General features: G+C 52.6%; 16 protein-coding genes and 1 tRNA gene. 9 read left to right on the top strand and 8 right to left on the bottom strand.

What is annotated here, in order from left to right; all coding sequences use genetic code 11:
• A partial coding sequence (hypB, locus tag CEE36_10065) for a hydrogenase accessory protein HypB (GenBank protein ID TKJ39918.1) occupies positions 1–486 on the top strand: 486 nt, incomplete at its 5' end.
• A gap of 5 nt (positions 487–491) precedes the next feature.
• Positions 492–893 carry a hydrogenase maturation nickel metallochaperone HypA gene (gene hypA / locus CEE36_10060; protein TKJ39917.1) on the top strand — a complete coding sequence of 134 codons (402 nt, stop codon included), beginning with the start codon at positions 492–494 and terminating at the stop codon, positions 891–893.
• A 366-nt stretch (positions 894–1259) separates the two neighbouring features.
• On the opposite strand, the gene CEE36_10055 is transcribed toward hypA, so the two are convergent.
• The 5 genes from CEE36_10055 to CEE36_10035 form a co-directional block, all read right to left on the bottom strand.
• Positions 1260–1751: a hypothetical protein gene (locus CEE36_10055; protein TKJ39916.1), complete on the bottom strand. Its 492-nt coding sequence runs from the start codon at positions 1749–1751 to the stop codon at positions 1260–1262.
• A gap of 57 nt (positions 1752–1808) precedes the next feature.
• Positions 1809–2888 carry a hypothetical protein gene (locus CEE36_10050; GenBank protein TKJ39915.1) on the bottom strand — a complete coding sequence of 360 codons (1080 nt, stop codon included), beginning with the start codon at positions 2886–2888 and terminating at the stop codon, positions 1809–1811.
• 298 nt (positions 2889–3186) lie between these two features.
• Positions 3187–3738, bottom strand: coding sequence for a hypothetical protein (locus tag CEE36_10045; GenBank protein ID TKJ39914.1), 552 nt, complete (start codon positions 3736–3738; stop codon positions 3187–3189).
• Positions 3739–3742: 4 nt separating this feature from the next.
• Positions 3743–4555: a hypothetical protein gene (locus CEE36_10040; protein TKJ39913.1), complete on the bottom strand. Its 813-nt coding sequence runs from the start codon at positions 4553–4555 to the stop codon at positions 3743–3745.
• The gene (locus tag CEE36_10035; GenBank protein TKJ39912.1) at positions 4548–5555 is read right to left on the bottom strand and encodes a hypothetical protein; all 1008 of its coding nucleotides are present in this window, start codon (positions 5553–5555) and stop codon (positions 4548–4550) included. Before CEE36_10035 ends, CEE36_10040 begins: the two co-directional genes overlap by 8 nt.
• A 141-nt stretch (positions 5556–5696) precedes the next feature.
• Here CEE36_10035 and CEE36_10030 point away from each other — a divergent pair, with 141 nt between their 5' ends.
• The 4 genes from CEE36_10030 to CEE36_10015 all read left to right on the top strand — a co-directional run bounded on the left by CEE36_10030 (position 5697) and on the right by CEE36_10015 (position 11458).
• Positions 5697–7448, top strand: a complete 1752-nt coding sequence (locus tag CEE36_10030; GenBank protein ID TKJ39911.1) for a hypothetical protein — start codon at positions 5697–5699, stop codon at positions 7446–7448.
• A gap of 109 nt (positions 7449–7557) precedes the next feature.
• On the top strand, positions 7558–9225 hold the full coding sequence (locus CEE36_10025) for a hypothetical protein (protein TKJ39910.1): 1668 nt from the start codon (positions 7558–7560) through the stop codon (positions 9223–9225).
• A 70-nt stretch (positions 9226–9295) separates the two neighbouring features.
• A complete protein-coding gene (locus CEE36_10020) occupies positions 9296–10594 on the top strand; it encodes a hypothetical protein (protein TKJ39909.1) in 1299 nt (432 codons plus the stop codon).
• A gap of 48 nt (positions 10595–10642) precedes the next feature.
• Positions 10643–11458, top strand: a complete 816-nt coding sequence (locus CEE36_10015; protein ID TKJ39908.1) for a hypothetical protein — start codon at positions 10643–10645, stop codon at positions 11456–11458.
• Here the strand turns inward: CEE36_10015 and CEE36_10010 are convergent.
• The 3 genes from CEE36_10010 to CEE36_10000 all read right to left on the bottom strand — a co-directional run bounded on the left by CEE36_10010 (position 11426) and on the right by CEE36_10000 (position 12599).
• Positions 11426–12025: a hypothetical protein gene (locus tag CEE36_10010; GenBank protein TKJ39907.1), complete on the bottom strand. Its 600-nt coding sequence runs from the start codon at positions 12023–12025 to the stop codon at positions 11426–11428. The genes CEE36_10015 and CEE36_10010 overlap by 33 nt on opposite strands.
• 16 nt (positions 12026–12041) lie before the next feature.
• Positions 12042–12114: transfer RNA gene (locus tag CEE36_10005), tRNA-Met, on the bottom strand.
• Positions 12115–12137: 23 nt separating this feature from the next.
• Complete coding sequence (locus CEE36_10000) at positions 12138–12599, bottom strand: hypothetical protein (GenBank protein ID TKJ39906.1); 462 nt, start codon at positions 12597–12599, stop codon at positions 12138–12140.
• 91 nt (positions 12600–12690) lie between these two features.
• Here CEE36_10000 and CEE36_09995 point away from each other — a divergent pair, with 91 nt between their 5' ends.
• The 3 genes from CEE36_09995 to CEE36_09985 are packed head-to-tail and all read left to right on the top strand — an operon-like array spanning position 12691 to position 17604.
• Complete coding sequence (locus CEE36_09995) at positions 12691–15072, top strand: hypothetical protein (GenBank protein ID TKJ39905.1); 2382 nt, start codon at positions 12691–12693, stop codon at positions 15070–15072.
• The gene (locus tag CEE36_09990) at positions 15069–16943 is read left to right on the top strand and encodes a tRNA uridine-5-carboxymethylaminomethyl(34) synthesis enzyme MnmG (protein ID TKJ39904.1); all 1875 of its coding nucleotides are present in this window, start codon (positions 15069–15071) and stop codon (positions 16941–16943) included. The genes CEE36_09995 and CEE36_09990 overlap by 4 nt, the downstream gene beginning before the upstream one ends.
• Positions 16921–17604 (top strand): hypothetical protein, encoded by a 684-nt coding sequence (locus CEE36_09985; protein TKJ39903.1) that lies wholly within the window; start codon positions 16921–16923, stop codon positions 17602–17604. Before CEE36_09990 ends, CEE36_09985 begins: the two co-directional genes overlap by 23 nt.
• Positions 17605–17707: the final 103 nt, after the last annotated feature.

The raw sequence follows: 17707 nt of genomic DNA, 5'->3' as shown, positions 1-17707 counted from the left end.
GTCGAGCGCCTCAAAAACCAGTACCGCATCGCGGTCCTTGCAGGTGACCTGACCACCACCATTGATGCGGATCGTATCGGCGCGCACGGCGTTCAAACCTTCCAGATCAACACCGGCAAGGAGTGCCATCTTGACGCGCACCTTATCTCCCACGCTATCGAGGATATACCTGCCGATACCAATCTCTTGTTTATAGAGAACGTGGGTAACCTTGTTTGCCCTGCGGATTTCCCACTCGGCACCGACAAGCGGGTGGTTGTGGTTTCCGTGACCGAAGGGCCTTACATGGTCAAAAAGCATCCCTACATCTTCGGCCAAGCCCACGTTGCTGTAATTAACAAAAAAGATCTGGCTGATTCCATGGAGGTTTCCATCGAGGATCTTACCAACGACATCCATGGCATCAATCCCGAAACCAGGGTGGTGGTGATGACCGCCCGTGATGGTGAAGGAATCGAGGAGCTGATAGGGGCTTTGGAGCTTTAGGATTCATGCACGAGATGTCGGTGGCTCAGCAGATAGCCCGCGCTGTTTTGCGCACTGCCAAAAGGGAGGAGGCGGTCAAGGTTGCCCATATAAATATCGAAATAGGTCAACTTACCTTTCTTAACCCCGAACAGGTGATCTTCTGGCTTGCCGAGCTTTTTAAAGGCACCGAAGCGGAAGCCGCGGAGATCAGCCACAAGATGGTTCCGGCCAGGGTGCGGTGCGGCAAATGCGGATACGAGGGACCGCTTCAGGTCAAGGAGGACCCTTTGTTTCACCAAGCCTTGCCGGTTTTTGCCTGCCCGAAGTGCGAGCGGGGTTCGCTTGAGATTCTGGAGGGCAGGGATTGCATCGTTTCTTCTATAGAAATCCTTCAGCAAAGCGATCTCGAGGAGTCCCCAGGCTAGTTAATTCTGGGCCCCCATCAAAATCACTTCGTGATTTTGATGGGATATAAAAGCGAGCGGGACGCGATGTCCCGCTCGCGGGAGGGGTTGATGGTTAGGGGAGGGTAGTTATCTTGATTATAGGACGTGTTTTGCCCGCGTCAAGGTAACCTTTTACCCCAACAAAACACTGCGTGTTTTGTTGGGGACCCCGAACATACACCCCACATCGTTGCTTCGCAACGCTGCGGGGACCCCGAACATTATATCTACAAGGCGTGGCATTACATCTATCCGGATACATGGGGTGTATCGATAGGGGGAGGGAATAAGAAGGCGGCCTATCGGCCAGCCTTAATTATTCGATCTGAATGGTTTAGATTCTTCCTACGCGCCCCAGTGAACGGCCGGGTCGAAACGGTCGTAGTCCTCAATCTCCATCGCGGCGTTGTATTCAGTCTCAAGCAGGTGGTAATGGGTTTGCTCCATCGCGGCCATGTACTTAAGCATGGATTGAGCCTTCGGTTCGGCAATCCTTTCAGCCATGGCTTCATAAAACGCCTTTGCGTCCTCCTCGGTCTGCATTGCAGACTTAAGGGCCTCACTTACATTACCGCCCTCGTCCGGCTTCCATCCGGGCACCGGTGCTACCGTCTGTTGGGGAATCACAGGTTCAGCCCCTGCGAACTTCTGCTTGAACAGGCCTCTCAGGATGCTTTCGTGTTTCTCTTCTTCACTGGCCATGAACCGCATCTTTTCCTTGAGCACAAAGTTCCTGGTGTACGTGCTGATCTCTGTGTATATCTCCTGGGCCTCTATCTCTGCCTTTATGGCTATCCCGAAGAGGTCTTGTAAGGAATAATGTGTTTCAGCTTTCATCTGGCTCCTAAGTTTTATCCGGATTAAAGTCTAGGGGATTATCCAGCCAAGTCAAGGTCAAATGACCAGTCCAAGCCCTATCCTGAGATGGTAGGAGTTTCCTTCCAATCGTGCACCGGTCTCGGATAGAATGGGATGAAACCGCCGGGTACCGATCCCAGCGGCAAATCTCCACGCTCCCTGCTCCCAGATGCCTTCAGCCGCCACGCTTATCCCGCTCGGATTCGGCCAGGATAAGTCAAGGCTATCAACCGGACAGGAGGAATACTTACCCCACAAACGCAAGCTCAAAGGAGGAATGATACGGTAGCCTGCCCCTATTTGCAGAGCCAGCGTATTGTATTCATAAAGCGGGATTGTAGAAAGGGGGCCGACGTAGTCTGCGCCTGAATCAAGATATAGAGAGTCCATTGATGAGGTGAATGCATAGCTCAATGTAAAGAACCACTCAAAGCGGTCGGTCGCTGCGATGCGGACATCGGTTAAGACTTTTAGCGGCAACGGGATGCTTGCTTGGATGTGCTTCTGGTTGCTTATGGTCCCTTTAAGCTGTAGTGGAGTGGTGGGTGAATGCAGGACCACGTCGAGCTGCAAGCGCTCGGTGAGAGCGAGGAGAAGTCCTGCTGAGAACCCAGGGGTGTGTCCAAAGGCTTCAATTACCTGGGATGCTGTGGAGTCTTTTTCTTCACGCGTTAACCATCCCAGATGATGGTTGTATCCTGCCACCAACCCCACCCTTTGGCTCGGCCACCACGCCGCTTCGGCTGACAACCGGTAGAGATCAAGGCTCCTTAAGACATCCGGCGACTCTTGCTCCCAAATCTCACCGCCTGCATCAAGGGTCTGTTCTCCTGATAAGCCTACTTCGAACTTACCGAATCTTAAAGACACCTGGGCTTGGGGATACTCCTTGATTATGGGTAAGGAACTTGTTCGCTCTGAAGCTGTATCCTCAAGATATAGGTATGTTAGACTTGTTAGGCCTGAAAGGTTGACTGATAGTTTCACACGATTCTGGATAGATCCTGCTGGGGTTGTTATGTGGAGTCGTGCCAATGACAGATCGGCCTCGGGTGTATCCCACATGGCTGCCCATACGCCTGTGAAGATAAGGGTAGCGAGGATGCTTCGTTTCACTCATGCTCTCCCATCCCTTAAGCATATCTGAGTTTATGCTGTCTGTCAACCTGTCAACTATTCGATTCGGAATAGAAGTTCATCCAAATAGCGAAGAATTGCGCACAAGCTCCAGCAGAACGAACATTCAGTTGCTTCAGGAAGTTCCACCGTTTTTAACGTCACACCCGTACTCATTCATTCCTCCGCATACACTGTCATTGTAGTGCGAAAGAGGCAGGCGTCAATGTGTCAAATTAAAAAGATTCATGGACGTATAAGAAGATGATGCCGTCTTATGAGCTTGAATCGACTGTGTCTATCTGACTATTAGTGCGGAAAGACCGATGAATATCAGACTGTTGAGAGTAGCGATCAGCGCCGCTCTTCCCCACGAGGTCCCGAACACCCTGTGGAAGCCGTAGGCGTAGAGGAAACCTTCAGCGACCACCGCTGTCGTATGGATCGGCATTGCCCAGGCCAGCGTCCAGTGACCTGAGAAGATGAGAAAAAGGTCCCAGGCAAGACAGAAAATCCATGGCAGGAACAACCCATAGGAGATGATCGCGAAAACCGCACGGAAGCGCGTTCCGAACCTGCCCCCGCCCCGAAGGATGAGAAGCGAGGAACCCGAGAGGAGAAGGGTCAGCACGATGCCGTAGGGCAGCAGGAAGATAAGCTGCCAGAAGTAGTAGCCTTCGGCAGGTATCGGCAGCCAGGGTTTAACAAAGGGCTCCATCCTGAAAAGCCAGAGCGGCAGGGTGATAAACGACGCGGTGCCTACCCAGCGTATCACCACAAGCATCGGCGCAAGCTGAAGCGTCTTGCCTATCTCTGAAAAGAACCGGCGGGGATTAAAGAGGATACTCATAATCCTACAGGAAGTCGTGCAGGCCTTTGTTCGTGAAGAGGTAGGTGAAGATCATGGCGGTGAAGCCTGCTATCACCAGCCAGGGGAAGGCTCGTTTTGCCCACCTTTTCTCTTCCCGCGAGAGGAGAGCAAGGAAGAAGAGCCCCCATGTTACTAAAGAGAACGCCGACTTTGCGTTCCACACCCACCAGGAGCCCCATGCAAGGTGCGATGCCGCAGCACCCAGTCCGAGTGATGCCGTGAATAGTATCATCCCTGGCCACAGGTAGAAGGAGGCCACTGAGCGGCGCACAGACCTTACCTCCTTATTGCCACCAAGGGAGGTTAATGCCGCAAAGAACGCAAGCGTGAAGAGTCCGTAGGCAAGCAAGGCAGGTGCGGTGTGCAGTTCGAACCACGGAGAGGTATGCAGTACCGCTGGCAGATAGCGCGGCACAACCTTTTCGTATGCGAATACGTGCAGCATGAGGCAAGCGAATATTACGATCCACGATGTGGCCGCTGCAGCACGACCGTAACCGAACGCGCCGCGTTTCCACGAAAGAACAAGGAAAACAAACGAGGTGCTCCACGATACAAAAAGCAGCGTCTCATAGAGGTTTGCAAACGGCGCATGTCCGGTGCTTGAGAACCTTAAGGACAAAACGAAGGAGTGGATGAGCAACGCTGTGATGTGCAGTGCAAGTCCGGTTATCTTGATTGCTCGCTTGGCATTTATCTTTGGCGGGCAGTAGAACACAAGCGCGAGGCCGTAAAGGGTTGAAAGTATGATAATCAGGGGACGCTCCAGCGTGAACGCGGTTAAGGGATCAAACATCTTCTTTTCCGAATCCCGCGGCCGCCCCTGATATAAAGCCGAGGATCAGTCCTATTATCAACAGCGCTCCACCTGCCGCAGCGATCATCCAGCTTTTGTCCTTCAGGCAGATAAAGGTGACGGTGGGCCGCATTCGTATGCCGTCGAAGAACATGGTGTAGTCTTCCAGGCTCACCGAGTCAGGTGCACGCAGGCGTTCGGAAAGCAAAAGCTCCCCAGGAAGCATAAGTTTAATCGATACCTCGGGCACCTCGGGCTCGGGCCATAGCTGGGTTCTGTCTATGTGGAATTTCTCAAAGGAAACGATTAAAGGGAAGCGCGGGTCATCAATCACCCCTTCGGGTGGAAACTCGTAGGGTATGGTATCACCCCAGGGCAGAACCAGCCTGAACAGGAGGTAGAGCGAGTCTGCGCTCATCCCGTAATCGGCAAGGTAGATGCGGCGGTTGCCGATCTTTATAGGAGAGTTGAGGCTTACCGTATCCCAGGTGAAAACCGAGTCAACAAGGGTGATTACCAGCGCCTTGTAGTCGTTTACAGATTGGGATTGGGGGTAGAAGGTGGGGCGGAACTTGTAAAGATAAAGTGAGTCTTTGGGGTTTGATAGTAGTTGTTGGGTTTCCCCTTCTGTAAGGGTGAGGGTTTGTTTGGCTCCGAATATATGACCCCAGCCGGCACCTTCAAGGATTCCAAGGAGACCAAGCAGCGCAAGCGATCCGCCTATGTAGCCCAGGAGTCCATGCCACCTCAGGGGAGGTTTCTTTTTGGATTCCTCACCTACAGCACCCCAACCTTGATCCCTGTGTGGCCCTCGTGCCAATCGAAGAATGAAGAATGCCAGCAGGATGAGTGTAGGGGGACCGAGAATCACGTAGATCAAAGGTGGGCGCAAGAAGGCTCCTATGAATCCAGCAAGCCCGATCAAGATCAGAAGGATGAGAGATACGATGACGAAGATACCGAAGGCAGGGTTTTTTTTTCTTTCGAGCGATTTGGTCACGATTAGGATTTAACTGACTGCAGAGCTTTTGTCAAGTTCTCCTTGTCCGGTGCTTGACATCGTGTGATATTTGGGTATTCCTATAGAGAAGGGTTTTTGAACCAGAATGATGTCCTTCGGGAATATACTAGGAGGGAATTGATGCGTGCAGATATATCCGATTCGAGAGGTGGCGAGGGGAAGGGCAAACTTCTTGGCGAGCTGAAGCGGTTACTCAAGGAAGCACCGGTTCTTGCAAGGCGTGGGGAGGAGACAAAGGCCAGCAAGCTTCTTGCGAGAGGTAAGAAGCTTGCTCTTGAGGCGGGATTACAGAAGGATGCCCTTGTTTTCCAGGCGTCCTTGCTTCGGCTTGAGAACAAGTTTGATGAGATGGTGCGGGTTTTGGTGCCCGTGGTTGAAAGCCCGGGGCTTCACCTGCGAGGTTATGCCTACGTTCGGTTGGGATTTGCTCAGGATGAATTAAAGCAGTATGATGCGGCGATCATCTCCTACTCCAGGGCCCTGGACGATCCGCTCTACGATACCCCTGGCAAGGCCTGGAACAACATGGGCAATGCCTACGCGGAGAAGGGCGAGTTCGATAAGGCTATCTTGTGCTACCGCAAGGCGCTTGATTTACCAAACTACGAAACCCCTGGTAAGGCCTGGTACAATATGGGGCTTGCTTACTTCAACAAGGGTTCCTTCGAAGAGGCTATTGAGTGCTTGCGAAAGGCCATTGACTCCCCTGAGTACGATACGCCTAAGGACGCGTGGGAGAAGATAAACGCGGCATCAGCCAAGCTTGGACTGACTCAGGCAGCCGAGGAAGCAGCGGCTATGGCCGAGGGTGAGAGGATACCCAAGGCCGATCCACTTAACCGCATCATGGATATTATGGGTGATGATCGCAACAAGTTGGCCGAGTATGCTGCTAAGCCGGGCACCCATTACTCGGATGTACTTGTGATCCTTGCGGGCTGGCCGAGCGTCACTTCCACCGAATCTTTACTTGATGGAGGTCTGTCCCAGCGGTTAACCCAGGGCAGGGCCTGCTTCATAAAAACCTCAGGCCAGGGGATTCTTATTGATCCAGGGTTTGATTCCTTAAGATACTTCAGTGAGATGGGTTTTCACATCCGGGAGGTCACCCAGGTTATTTCCTCGCACCGTCAAAGGCCGAGCTACCAAGAGCTTGAGAATCTTGCGTATCTTGCAGATCAATGGCGCAACTATGATACTGCAGCAAAGGAGCGTATTCCGATTCAGTTCTACTTTGATCTTTCCACCTACAAGGATCACCCGCTTGAGGACGTTGCAGACGAGAATATCCACCCGCTTGAGCCTGGGCAGCCCAGGTACTCCCTGCCCGGGGATATTGAACTGAAGCCCTTCGAGACGAAAGGGAGCCTCAAATCTTCCTTCGGCTTCTGGCTCGAGGCAAGGCTTGATAACGGCCAGAAGCGATGCATCGGTTACACCTCGGACACAGGTTTCTTCCCGGAACTTTGCACCAAGCTGGCCGATTGCGACGTCATCATAGCCAACCTTTCCGATTCCAGCGTGGATGATATCAGGGATAACAAACTCAGCGAAGATCACCTGGGTTACACCGGTTTGCTTAAACTCGTTCAGGGGACTAACGCCAAGCTCTACATCGTCTCTGATTTCCGCGGAGGGGCGGGTGATGCTCGCATAGAGCTCGTGCAGAAGCTTACCTATGATCTCAAGAAAGACAAAAGAAAAGCCGAGATAATCCCTGGCGACGTGGGCTGTCTTCTCGACCTGCGCGACCTTAAGGTGCTCTGTTCAAGCTGCGGCGAGTTTACCTCCCACAAGCGGATAGCCGTTTCCAAACCTGACGCTGAGTTCGGCAGGCTGCGCTACCTTTGCAAGAAATGCCTTCTTGGGTAGGAGAAGAGTAAGCTGACACGTCAGTCACTTGACATCCGTAAGAATTTGAGTATATGTATGTTGACTTAATATTAGGAGGGTTAATGCCTGCAAAGAAGCCAGGAAAAAGGTGAGTGAAGAGGAAGCCAAACTTCTTGAAGAACTCAAACGCCTTCTGCGTGAAGGGCGAGAAGCTCGGCGCCGTAGAGAATTCGATGAGGCAAAGGAACTTTATAAGGAAGGGAAAGAGCTAGCCGTAAGGGCAGGATGGGAGGAGGATGCTGCCGTTTTTGAAGCGTCCATCCTTTTGATTGATAAGAAGTTCGAAGACGTAATCAGCTTTTTGAGTCCAATTGTCGAAAAGCCTGCTCTGCATCTCCGCGGGGATGCCTATCTCCGGATAGGGTGGGTTCAGGATAGAATGAAACTTTACGAACAGGCTATTCTTTCTTATCAGAAGGCTCTAGGGGACCCCAATTATGATACTCCCGGCAAAGCTTGGCACAACATGGGGATTACTCACAGGCTTAGAGGTGAATTTGAAGAAGCGCTTCAATGGTTGCGAAAAGCGCGAGAATGGTACCTCGCTAATGAACCTAGAGGGGTAGAAAATGTTGATTATCACATAAGTTCCATTCGGCGACAGCAAGAACTAAGAAAGCGGGGACTTAATAAGGCTGCTGAAGAGGTAGGAAAAATTGCTAGCTTGAGTACTAGAGAATCCACTGACCCCCTCATTCGCATTAGGGATATTCTGGCTGAGAATCGGAATAAGGTTGGAGAGTACGCTGAAAGGGATGGCCGGGAAGACACGGATATACTGGCTATTCTTAAAGGTTGGTCTTCTTCCATTCCTATCATATCCGCTGTAGATCGTGAGCGTTTCGGAGGTCAGATCTGCCAAGGAGGAGGTTACTTTGTTAAAACTGAGAGGGAAGGAATTGTCATTGATCCGGGATTGGATTTTCTGGCAAACTTCGGTACGATAGGTTTTCACATTAAGGAGGTGTCGCAAGTTATCGTTTCCCATAACCATATCGATCATTGTGCTGACCTTATTCGGCTTGCCGATCTGGAGCACCAATGGAGGTTATATGATCCTAAGGCTGAAAGGAAACCAAATATCTGTTTTCATTTAGATATTGATACGCATGAAGGCCATCGCCCGAGGCTGTTAGATACGGGGGTTGATAACCTGAATGTTCGCCCTATAAATTCACAACAGCCGAATTATTCTATCAACGAACAGGTAACCTTGAAGGTTTTCCACACAGAGCATGACCCAGACAATAGAATCCCTGACTCAATAGGTTTCGTTCTCAATCTTATAGTAGCGAGAGACCGTAAGCGTAGCATTGGTTATACATCTGACACAGCGTTTTTCAAGAGGCTTCCCAAGTATTTATCGAATTGCGATATTATCATAGCACATTTCTCATACGCAGAACCGGCAGACTACGAAGGCAAGGAATCTCACACACGGCACCTGGGATACACAGGGCTGTTGCGTTTGATTAAAGAGACAGAAGCTAATCTATATGTAATTTCTGAATTCTGGGGTGGAAGAGGAGACTGTCGCATAGAGCTTGTGCAGAAGCTTCTTTATGATCTTAAGAGGGAAAGTCGTGAGGTAAAGATTATCCCTGGAGATGTGAGCTGTATCATAGGTCTACGTAAACTCGATATCCGTTGTTCAAGATGTGGAGAGTTCGTCCCCTACGAAGAGATTTTTGTTACTGCACCAGAGGTGCCTTTTGGTAAGCTTCGGTACCTCTGCAAGAACTGTCTTCTCGGTTGATCTAACACCTTGACAATCGGCCGTAACTCAATATCCTACGTTATGATTAAAAGTTTGGTGGGAGGCGCTGATGGGTATCTTTGACCTTTTGAAGGAAAAGGAGACGCCCACGCCGAAAAGAATCCTCGAGCTTGCAGTGTTCTCGCTCGGCTCAGAGGCCGACCTCTACTGCATCTCGCAGCATCTCAGTGTTGGTCTGGGCACACCTGCCTGGGAACGTTTTGCAGGGAGGCGCTCGCTTGTCTTTCTCCTTGACGAGGGCAGCCTGGCAGCCCAGATTCCATACAAGCTTACGGTCAGGCTCTTTGAGGACGGCGGCGGTTTTGTAAGGCTTGATCTTGACCTTTCAGGCCATGCCTTTGATGTGGAGTCAGGGGTTCTTTGGCGCAGACGCGAACTCTCCTCCGCGCTCGCTCGTTTCCTTGAGACGGCCCTCTCAACACGCGATCCAGAGGGGCTCAAGTACGCATCCGGTGCAGACGAAGCGCTCGCAAGGTTAGGGATAGTTCCTGAGCGAATCGCAGGGGAGTTGGACTTTGGATTCACCCCTGGCTCCACACTCATAAAGATAGGCGTTCTTCCAAAAGGCGGAGAGAAGATTGCATCAGGTCCTGATACCGTTTTGTTGGACGGGGTCTACCACCTGGAGTCGGAGGATGAAGCAGCACTTGGTGAGATAGAGCGCTGGTCCTATCGGGAGGGTGCCTCGGCCTGGCACAGGTTTTCATTGCGCCGCTGGCTTGAGCGGATGGATGACGTTCGTGCCTCACTTAATCGTGCCCATCTTCGAGATTTTGCAAGGTTTCTCAGACGCGTAAACAGGTTTATTATCCGGGAGCGTCGCTTCGAAGCCTCACACCTACCGGTTCCGTATCTAGAGGTGGGATCGGAGTTTTTCCTGCTTGCAGAGGATTTCGATCCAACGAGCCGGAGGCTTGCGGAGCTTTTCTTAGTCAGGCAGGAGGAAGCCGTAGATGTTGCCCTTTCCGAACTGCGCAGGCTTTCGGGCAAACAGGAGAGGTTGTTTGTGGCCTGGGTAGCGCTGGTTGCCGCAGCCGGGGTGTTTCTCGGGGTCTTGCAACTCTTATACCCGCAGGCGAGCTGGCTGTGGATGATCGGCGCAGGAGCTTTAATAATCTTCCCGTTGGGAGCTTACTATCTTTGGGCTTTCCTGCGTCGCAGGTCCGATCCTAAACGTGCCGCAAGGCTTGCCGAGTTAAAGAGAAGGCAGGAGATACTTTCCGAGTCTGTCTCCCGCCTGGAAGGTGATCAGGGGGTTCCAGAGGAGTTCCGCGAGGAGCTTCTTACGCGCACTCGTCGAGAACTTGCACGCATAGAAAGGCTTCGCTCAGAGGAAGAGGGGGCTTAGCTAAATAACAGCCCTTTACAATCCTCAAATCCTCGCTAGAATCCACAGATGTCTGATTCCTCTTTAGTTGAACGCGTGGGGGTGCAGGTTCTTGAGGGATTTTCATCCATTGCCGAGGCGTTCAGCTACCTCGCTGTACGCAATGTGCGTGTGGTTGAGATCAACCTCAACAACCCTTACTTTCTTGCCAAGTTAACCGCGGAACCGGAACGCGCAGAGATTGCAAAGGTCGCTCAAGATGAGGGGATAACCTGGGTCGCGCATCTACCTGAAACTATGGGGTTCTTCGAGATCGCAGAGCAGGTCTTTGCTCGCTACCTTACGTGGCTTGTTCGGCTCCAGAAGCAAGCAGGTGAGGCCGGTTGCCGTGCTCTTACGGTTCATTTGGGTTCGGCTCCGTATTTCGCATACTCCGGACAGCGCCGTCAAGGGATTGATCTTTTCCGAGAGTACTACGAGACTACCCTGCTTGTGCGTCTGCGCCGCGCAGCTAATCTCTTGCGCAAGGGTCCGCCTTTATGCATCGAAAACGTGGGCGGATTTCATCAACAGTTCGTCAGGGATATCCTTGAACGCATCGATGGCCTTTCCTACACGATGGATATCGGGCATTTAAAGGCAGCTCATTCTCGTATTGCCGATGCGGAGTTCGACTTCTATAGGAAACACGTTCGCGACATCCGGGTGGTTCACGTTCATGACAACGACGGTGAGTGGGACGCACATCTGCCGGTTACCGATCCGGCGTCCCTTGAACCTTATCTTGGATTTGCCAATGAGTGCGGTGCCTATCTTATTATCGAGGTTCGGCCGCTTGAGGCGGCTATCTCCTCACTCGCGGCTCTGACCGGCATCAAGCGGTAGCTTAGTCTCGATAAAGTCCAACACCTTATCCCTTTTCCCTTTATCCGTGGGTAAAAACAGCTGCACCCCCCGGAAGTTGTCAAGGAAACGCTTGCGGATTGCAAATGTCGAAAGCACGACACCCGATCGGGTAAGGAAGAAGCGGCGGAACATCTTCCAGGACCTGTGGTCGGTATGGTAGAACTTGCGGATGACTATCTCCTCCTGGGTAAGATGGTAGTTTATGGGAACAAAGTGGGGGTTGAATGAGCCGAAGAAAAGAAGAAAGACAAGTGCTCCGGCAAGGATTGCAAGCAGGATCCTGGATGGTGCCTCGCCAGGCACGATATCGTAGACGTATTTGCCGATGGCGAAGATTATGCCGGCAAGGATTATAAGAATGATAACCGTCTTCCATGGATGCTCGGGCGCAAGGAAGACCCTCCAGCGGATTTCCTTGGGTACTTTCTTTACAGGGGATTTCTTCTTAGCCGTTTTCTTGACTTGCGTTGTTCCTTTGCTTGAGGCCTTCGGCGTCTTCTTTGCAGTGGTGTGCGTCGTCTTTTTCTTGGGTGATTCGACGTTCACTGTCCCGCAAGATAAATGGGCCCGGCAGGACTTGAACCTGCAACCAACTGATTATGAGTCAGCTGCTCTGCCGATTGAGCTACGGGCCCGTCGGAGGAAATATGCATCCCGGCTAATCCAGGAGTTTTAGGTTCAACTCTTCCTTATACTTACGCTCAAGCTTGCTACCGAACGGTATCACCGCTATCTCTACCGTTCCCGAGACCACCGCCGAGTAAAGATGTCCTCCGAAGGCAAGGAAGTTGGGGCCGGAGATGACTACATGAATATGAGCGATGGGTTGAGGCTCCGTCTCGCCTTTTGGCTCGACATCGCCTTCGCCGCCTCCGGCGTCGTCCCAGGCCAGGTTCCCGGTAAGTGATGCTATCTCGAACTCGCCTTCGAACTCCTTGTCGATGTAAGAGCGCTTCTTGGCGTCGAAGTAGCCCAGGTGCGGATTCTCGATTGCTCCAAGACCGCTTAAGAACGCCCCTTCCAGTCTCCGTTCGCGTGCCCAGTTCAAGAGACCGGTTATTACCTCTTCACCGCGGTCGAATCTCAATAGATACACCTTGCCGTCCGAGTACTCCTTCATTAACCAATTCTATTCAACCTGAGCCTTTTGTAAAGCCCTGATTGACATAACTGGTAAGCGACCTATAATCCATGCAATTATGAGGAAATTCGTGGGGATTTGCCTGATCCTTGCAGGGGCGTTGGGTCTTGGCGCTCAGGAGTTCAGTGTGTTCTACATAGCATCTGCTAACGGGACTCTCAGCTGGTGCCGCTGCCCGGAAGGTCCAGACGGTGGACTTCCCCGACGGGCGAGCGCTATCAAGGAAGCCCAAGGGGTTGAGCCTTCGTTACTTATCCTTGATGCCGGCGATATCCTCGCTCCCTTCCCCTCGCGTACCAAGGACTCGGTTTTCGTGGAAGTCTACAGAAGAATCCCTATCGATGCGGTGGCGTTTGGTGATCAGGAGCTTATTGAGGACTACGATTTCTTTTCCCGGCGGATCAAAGGCAGCTTACCCATCATCTCGGCCAACGCCTATCGTGACGGCAGGCGTCTTCTTAAACCCTATATAGTGAAGCAAGTGGGTGGGGTAAGGATAGTTATTACCTCTCTCATAAACAAGGACGCCTTCCTCTTCTACGAGCCTTCCGATCTTGACGGGGTTGAGCTTAAGGACCCGGTATCCGAGCTAGAGGCTCTGCTTCCTGAGCTGAAACAGGCAGGCGAGGTTATAATCCTGCTCTCCCACCTGGGGTTTGATGCCGAGCGAAAGATCGCTCAGGAGTTTCCTGATATAGACGTGATCGTCTCCGGGCACACCCCGGCATATCTCCCTCAGCCGGAGCGTGTGGGTACTACCTTTATCATGGGTTCAGGCTCTGATGCCAAGCACTTCGGCCTGGCTAGGTTCAGGCTTGAGGCGGATTCCCTCGTTCTGCTCTCCAACAGAATCGAAACCCTTTCAGATAAGTATCCGGAAGAGCCCAGCATACAGCGGATAATAGCCCCCTACATCGAAGCGGGAGATGTGGAGGTTGACTCAACTTTGCTTCCAGCCGATACACAGTCCGTCACGACCGAAGCCCACTCCCCGGTATCGATAGATCTCTTCTACGCCCCTGACTGCGACCACTGCATCAGGATTCTTAAGGTTGATCTACCCCGCCTGGCCAAGCGCTATCCCGGTCTTTTCACCCTCAAGCTTCACAACATAGACAAGACCGAGGAGTTCTTCCTGCTTGAGGAGATGGAGGCCAAGGCCAACGATCTAGAGAACGATATACCTGTTCTATTCTTCGAGGGTAAGGTTTTGGGCGGCGAGGAGGAGGTAAAGCGCGATCTGGAGGGACTGCTCATCAAGCTGCGGCCCAAATACTCTGCGCAGGATTCTGTAAGATATTCAGGGCAGGAGTTTGATCTAGAGATAGATACCGCGGTGGCTTTAACTTTGGATAGTCTGGAGGCAGTTGGGAAGAAGGAAATCGTCTTCTTTGAGACCTTCGGGTGCCAGGAGTGCGACCGGGCGTTTTCGTTGCTTAAAGGATTAGCTCGTGAGGATTCAACCCTGGCGATCCGCACCTACAGCATAGAGGATCCCGAGGCAAAGGAGCTTCTTGCTGCGTTCGGTGAGGTATATAACATCCCTAAAGATAAAAGGCTTCTTACACCTGTTATCTTCTTCGGGCGCGGCTATTTTCTGAAGTCAGATATCCACTCCGCCAATCTCAAGGCCTTGCTCGAAGAGCAAGGAGAAGAAAGCATCCCCTGGGAGGAGATCGAGGAGGCTCGCGAGAAGGGCGCTGAAAAGATTATAAGGGAGTTCAAGGGTTTTCGCATACTGCCCATAATCGGGGCCGGTCTAATCGACGGGATCAACCCCTGCGCTTTCGCCACACTCATATTCTTCATCACCTACCTTTCGGTGCTTGGGGTCCATCGCCGCCGGGTCATCTGGGTGGCTGTTCCCTTCATTGCCTCGGTCTTTGCCACCTACTTCCTTCTGGGCTTCCTGGCCTATCAGATACTTGCCTTGCTCTCGGTGCTTAGATGGGTTTCTATTATCATTGTAGCCGCAACCATTGTATTTCTTCTCGTCCTGACCGCCTATTCATTCAACGATTTCGTTTTGCTCAAACGCGGTAAAGGCGAGAAGATCAAGCTCAAACTGCCTGACAGGATCCGCAAGCGCCTGAACCAAATCATTCGCAAGCGCACCACCTTTGGCGGGATAGTGATTGGTGCTGCGGTTACCGGCTTCTTTGTGTCGCTGTTTGAGCTAATCTGCACCGGTCAGGTTTATCTTCCTACCCTGGTTTACGTGGTTCAGGTCTCCGAGTTCCGCGCCCGAGCGCTGCTCTATCTGCTTATCTACAACATCGCCTTCATCATCCCCCTGGTGGTGGTATTCATCCTGGTCCGGTTCGGCATGACCGAGAGACACTTCCAGACGTTCCTTACCCGTCACGCCGCGCTCACCAAGCTTCTTACCGCGATTCTATTCATTGTGCTGGCAGGGTTGATGGTTTTCTTCCTGCTTAAGGGTCTTGGGTGAGCGGGCACTATGACGTGATCGTGGTGGGTGCAGGACACGCGGGGATAGAGGCCGCGCATGCGGCAGCTCGGATGGGGTGTCGAACTTTACTTATAACCTTGAATATCGAGAGGATAGGAGAGATGTCCTGCAACCCTGCCATAGGTGGTCTGGGCAAGAGCCAGCTTACCAGGGAGATAGACGCGCTGGGGGGATTGCAAGGAAGGCTTGCCGACCGCTGCGGCATCCACTTCCGCAGGCTCAACCGCAGCAAGGGGCCGGCTGTGCAATCTACCCGAATCCAGTGCGACAAGGCGCTTCACCGGGAGTTCTCAGCCCGTGTGCTTGAGGAGACGGAAGACCTTTATATATGGCAGGATAAGGTCAAGGGGCTTTATGTCGAAGGCGACAGGGTAGCAGGAGTTGATGCCTTGGCGGCGGGTCGAATCCGTTCAAGGGTAGTGGTGCTGACCCCCGGGACCTTCCTGGGGGGGCTTATGCATATCGGCAGCGAGCATTTTGAAGGCGGGCGTTTGGGGGATCAGGCCGCAAACAGCCTGTCCAACACCTTGCGGGTCCTGGGCTTCGAGATGGGACGCTTCAAGACAGGCACACCACCCAGGCTTGACGGACGCAGTCTGGGTTATGAGAAGCTAGAGCCCCAGCCCGGAGAGGAGCCGCCTCCTGGTATCTCTTTCTTCACCAGGCGCAAGTTGCGCAACCAGGCTTTATGTCATATCACCCGGACTACGCCCGAGGTGCACGAGATCATCAATGAGAATCTAGACCGCTCCCCGCTCTATACAGGTAAGATCACCGGAACCGGTGTCCGCTACTGCCCGTCTATCGAGGACAAGGTGGTCAAGTTTCAAGACAAAGACTCCCACCGGGTGTTCATTGAACCCGAAGGACTATCCACCAACGAGGTTTATCCCAACGGGCTTTCCACCAGCCTGCCTTTGGATGTTCAGCAGAGGATGATCCATGCCGTTCCCGGCCTTGAACGCGCCGAGTTCATTCGTCCCGGCTACGCCATAGAGCACGACTTTGTCCAGCCAACACAGCTTTTTGCCTGGCTTGAAACCAAGACTATTCGCGATCTGTTCTTTGCAGGTCAGATAAACGGTAGCACCGGCTACGAGGAGGCGGCTGCGCAGGGGCTGGTCGCAGGCATCAACGCGGCGCTGAGGATTAAGGGAGAGGAACCTTTTACCCTGGGCCGTGACGAGGCCTACATCGGTGTCCTTATTGATGATCTGGTAACACGCGGCACCAACGAGCCTTATCGGATGTTCACCTCACGTGTTGAGTACCGCTTGCTTCTTCGTGAAGATAACGCCTACGCCCGGCTCTCAGAGAAAGGTTATAAGTTAGGACTTCTGCGCGAGAAGGACTACCGAATGGTCCAGGAGGCGGAGGCCAGATGCAAAGAAACGATTGAGCACCTTGAAAAGACCCGACCGAAGATAGAGGAAACGAATAAGATCCTCTCAGAGCACGGACTTCCCTCGACCACGGATAAGCCGAGCCTTGCCGATCTCCTGCGCCGACCGCAGCTCTCCATTAACGATCTCGATGAAATCGATGAGAACTTAAAGGGGCTTTCAGATTTTGTTAAGGAAAGAGTACAGATCGAGATCAAGTACGAAGGATACATCAATCGCACCCTTGAGGAGGTCAAGCGTTTTCAGCGCATCGAGAAGGTGAAGATTCCTGAAGAGCTTTCCTTTGAGCAGGTACCCGGCCTTTCCAACGAGGTTATCGAGAAGCTTACCGCGATCCGTCCTTCCACCCTGGGTCAGGCCTCGCGCATCTCAGGTATAACGCCGGTGGCGCTTCTGGCGCTCTATCGCTACCTTAAGGCAGGAGATGAGCCAGAGCCTGACAGCTGAGCTGATTTCCTTCAGCAAGGAGAGAGGAGCTGATCTTTTCGGGATTGCTGATCTTTCTCGCATCTCGCCTGAACGCAATCTTGTCTCCGATGCATTAAAGACTCGGTTGAAGTATGCCGTAGTTGGGGCAATAAGACTCTCGGAGACCGTGCTTTCCGAGATAACCGACCATCCCACCAAGAGTTACTACCACCACTACCGGATGGTCAATATGGCGCTGGATCAACTTGCCCTTTCCGTCACCCGCTTCCTTCAGGAGCGTGACTTTGCCGCCTATCCGGTGCCTGCCTCCCAGATCACAGACTGGAAGAACCAGCAAGGGATATTTTCACACAAGCACGCCGCTGTCCAGGCAGGACTGGGTTGGATCGGACGCTCGAATCTCCTGGTTACCCCTCAGTTCGGCTCCCAGGTTCGCTTGGTATCAGTCCTTACCGATGCACCCCTAGAAGCAGCCAAGCCGCTTCATGAAGACTGCGGCGTATGCCGTGCCTGCCTTGCGGTATGTCCGGCAGAGGCGATCAAAGACGATCCTGCGGCGTTCGATCACCACCGCTGCTATGCCCAGCTTGATAGTTTCGTGCGAAAACGTATCGTGGGTCAGCACATCTGCGGGATATGCGTCCGCGCCTGCTCCCCAGAGCAGATAAGGAACCGGTGAGTGGGTGCTCCTTTTTAGCCGGAGGCTAACCTGTTCCCCGGAGGGGTAAAAGATCGCAGCGGCAATCATCGATACCCTGTCGTTGCGAGGAGCACGATCTCCC

This window comes from candidate division TA06 bacterium B3_TA06 (genome assembly GCA_005223075.1).
Lineage (GTDB): Bacteria > Hydrothermota > Tepidihabitantia > B3-TA06 > B3-TA06 > B3-TA06.
Note: the sequence above shows the minus strand (reverse complement) of the source record. Positions and strands in the feature narration are given on the sequence as shown.

Bases quoted from the DNA above. Each gene is read 5' to 3' on its own strand.
- CEE36_10055 (TKJ39916.1), bottom strand. From the start codon at position 1,751: ATGAAAGCTGAAACACATTATTCCTTACAAGACCTCTTCGGGATAGCC.
- CEE36_09985 (TKJ39903.1), top strand. From the start codon at position 16,921: ATGAGCCAGAGCCTGACAGCTGAGCTGATTTCCTTCAGCAAGGAGAGA.
- CEE36_10040 (TKJ39913.1), bottom strand. From the start codon at position 4,555: ATGTTTGATCCCTTAACCGCGTTCACGCTGGAGCGTCCCCTGATTATC.
- CEE36_10020 (TKJ39909.1), top strand. From the start codon at position 9,296: ATGGGTATCTTTGACCTTTTGAAGGAAAAGGAGACGCCCACGCCGAAA.
- CEE36_10015 (TKJ39908.1), top strand. From the start codon at position 10,643: ATGTCTGATTCCTCTTTAGTTGAACGCGTGGGGGTGCAGGTTCTTGAG.
- CEE36_10000 (TKJ39906.1), bottom strand. From the start codon at position 12,599: ATGAAGGAGTACTCGGACGGCAAGGTGTATCTATTGAGATTCGACCGC.
- hypA (TKJ39917.1), top strand. From the start codon at position 492: ATGCACGAGATGTCGGTGGCTCAGCAGATAGCCCGCGCTGTTTTGCGC.
- CEE36_10030 (TKJ39911.1), top strand. From the start codon at position 5,697: ATGCGTGCAGATATATCCGATTCGAGAGGTGGCGAGGGGAAGGGCAAA.
- CEE36_10045 (TKJ39914.1), bottom strand. From the start codon at position 3,738: ATGAGTATCCTCTTTAATCCCCGCCGGTTCTTTTCAGAGATAGGCAAG.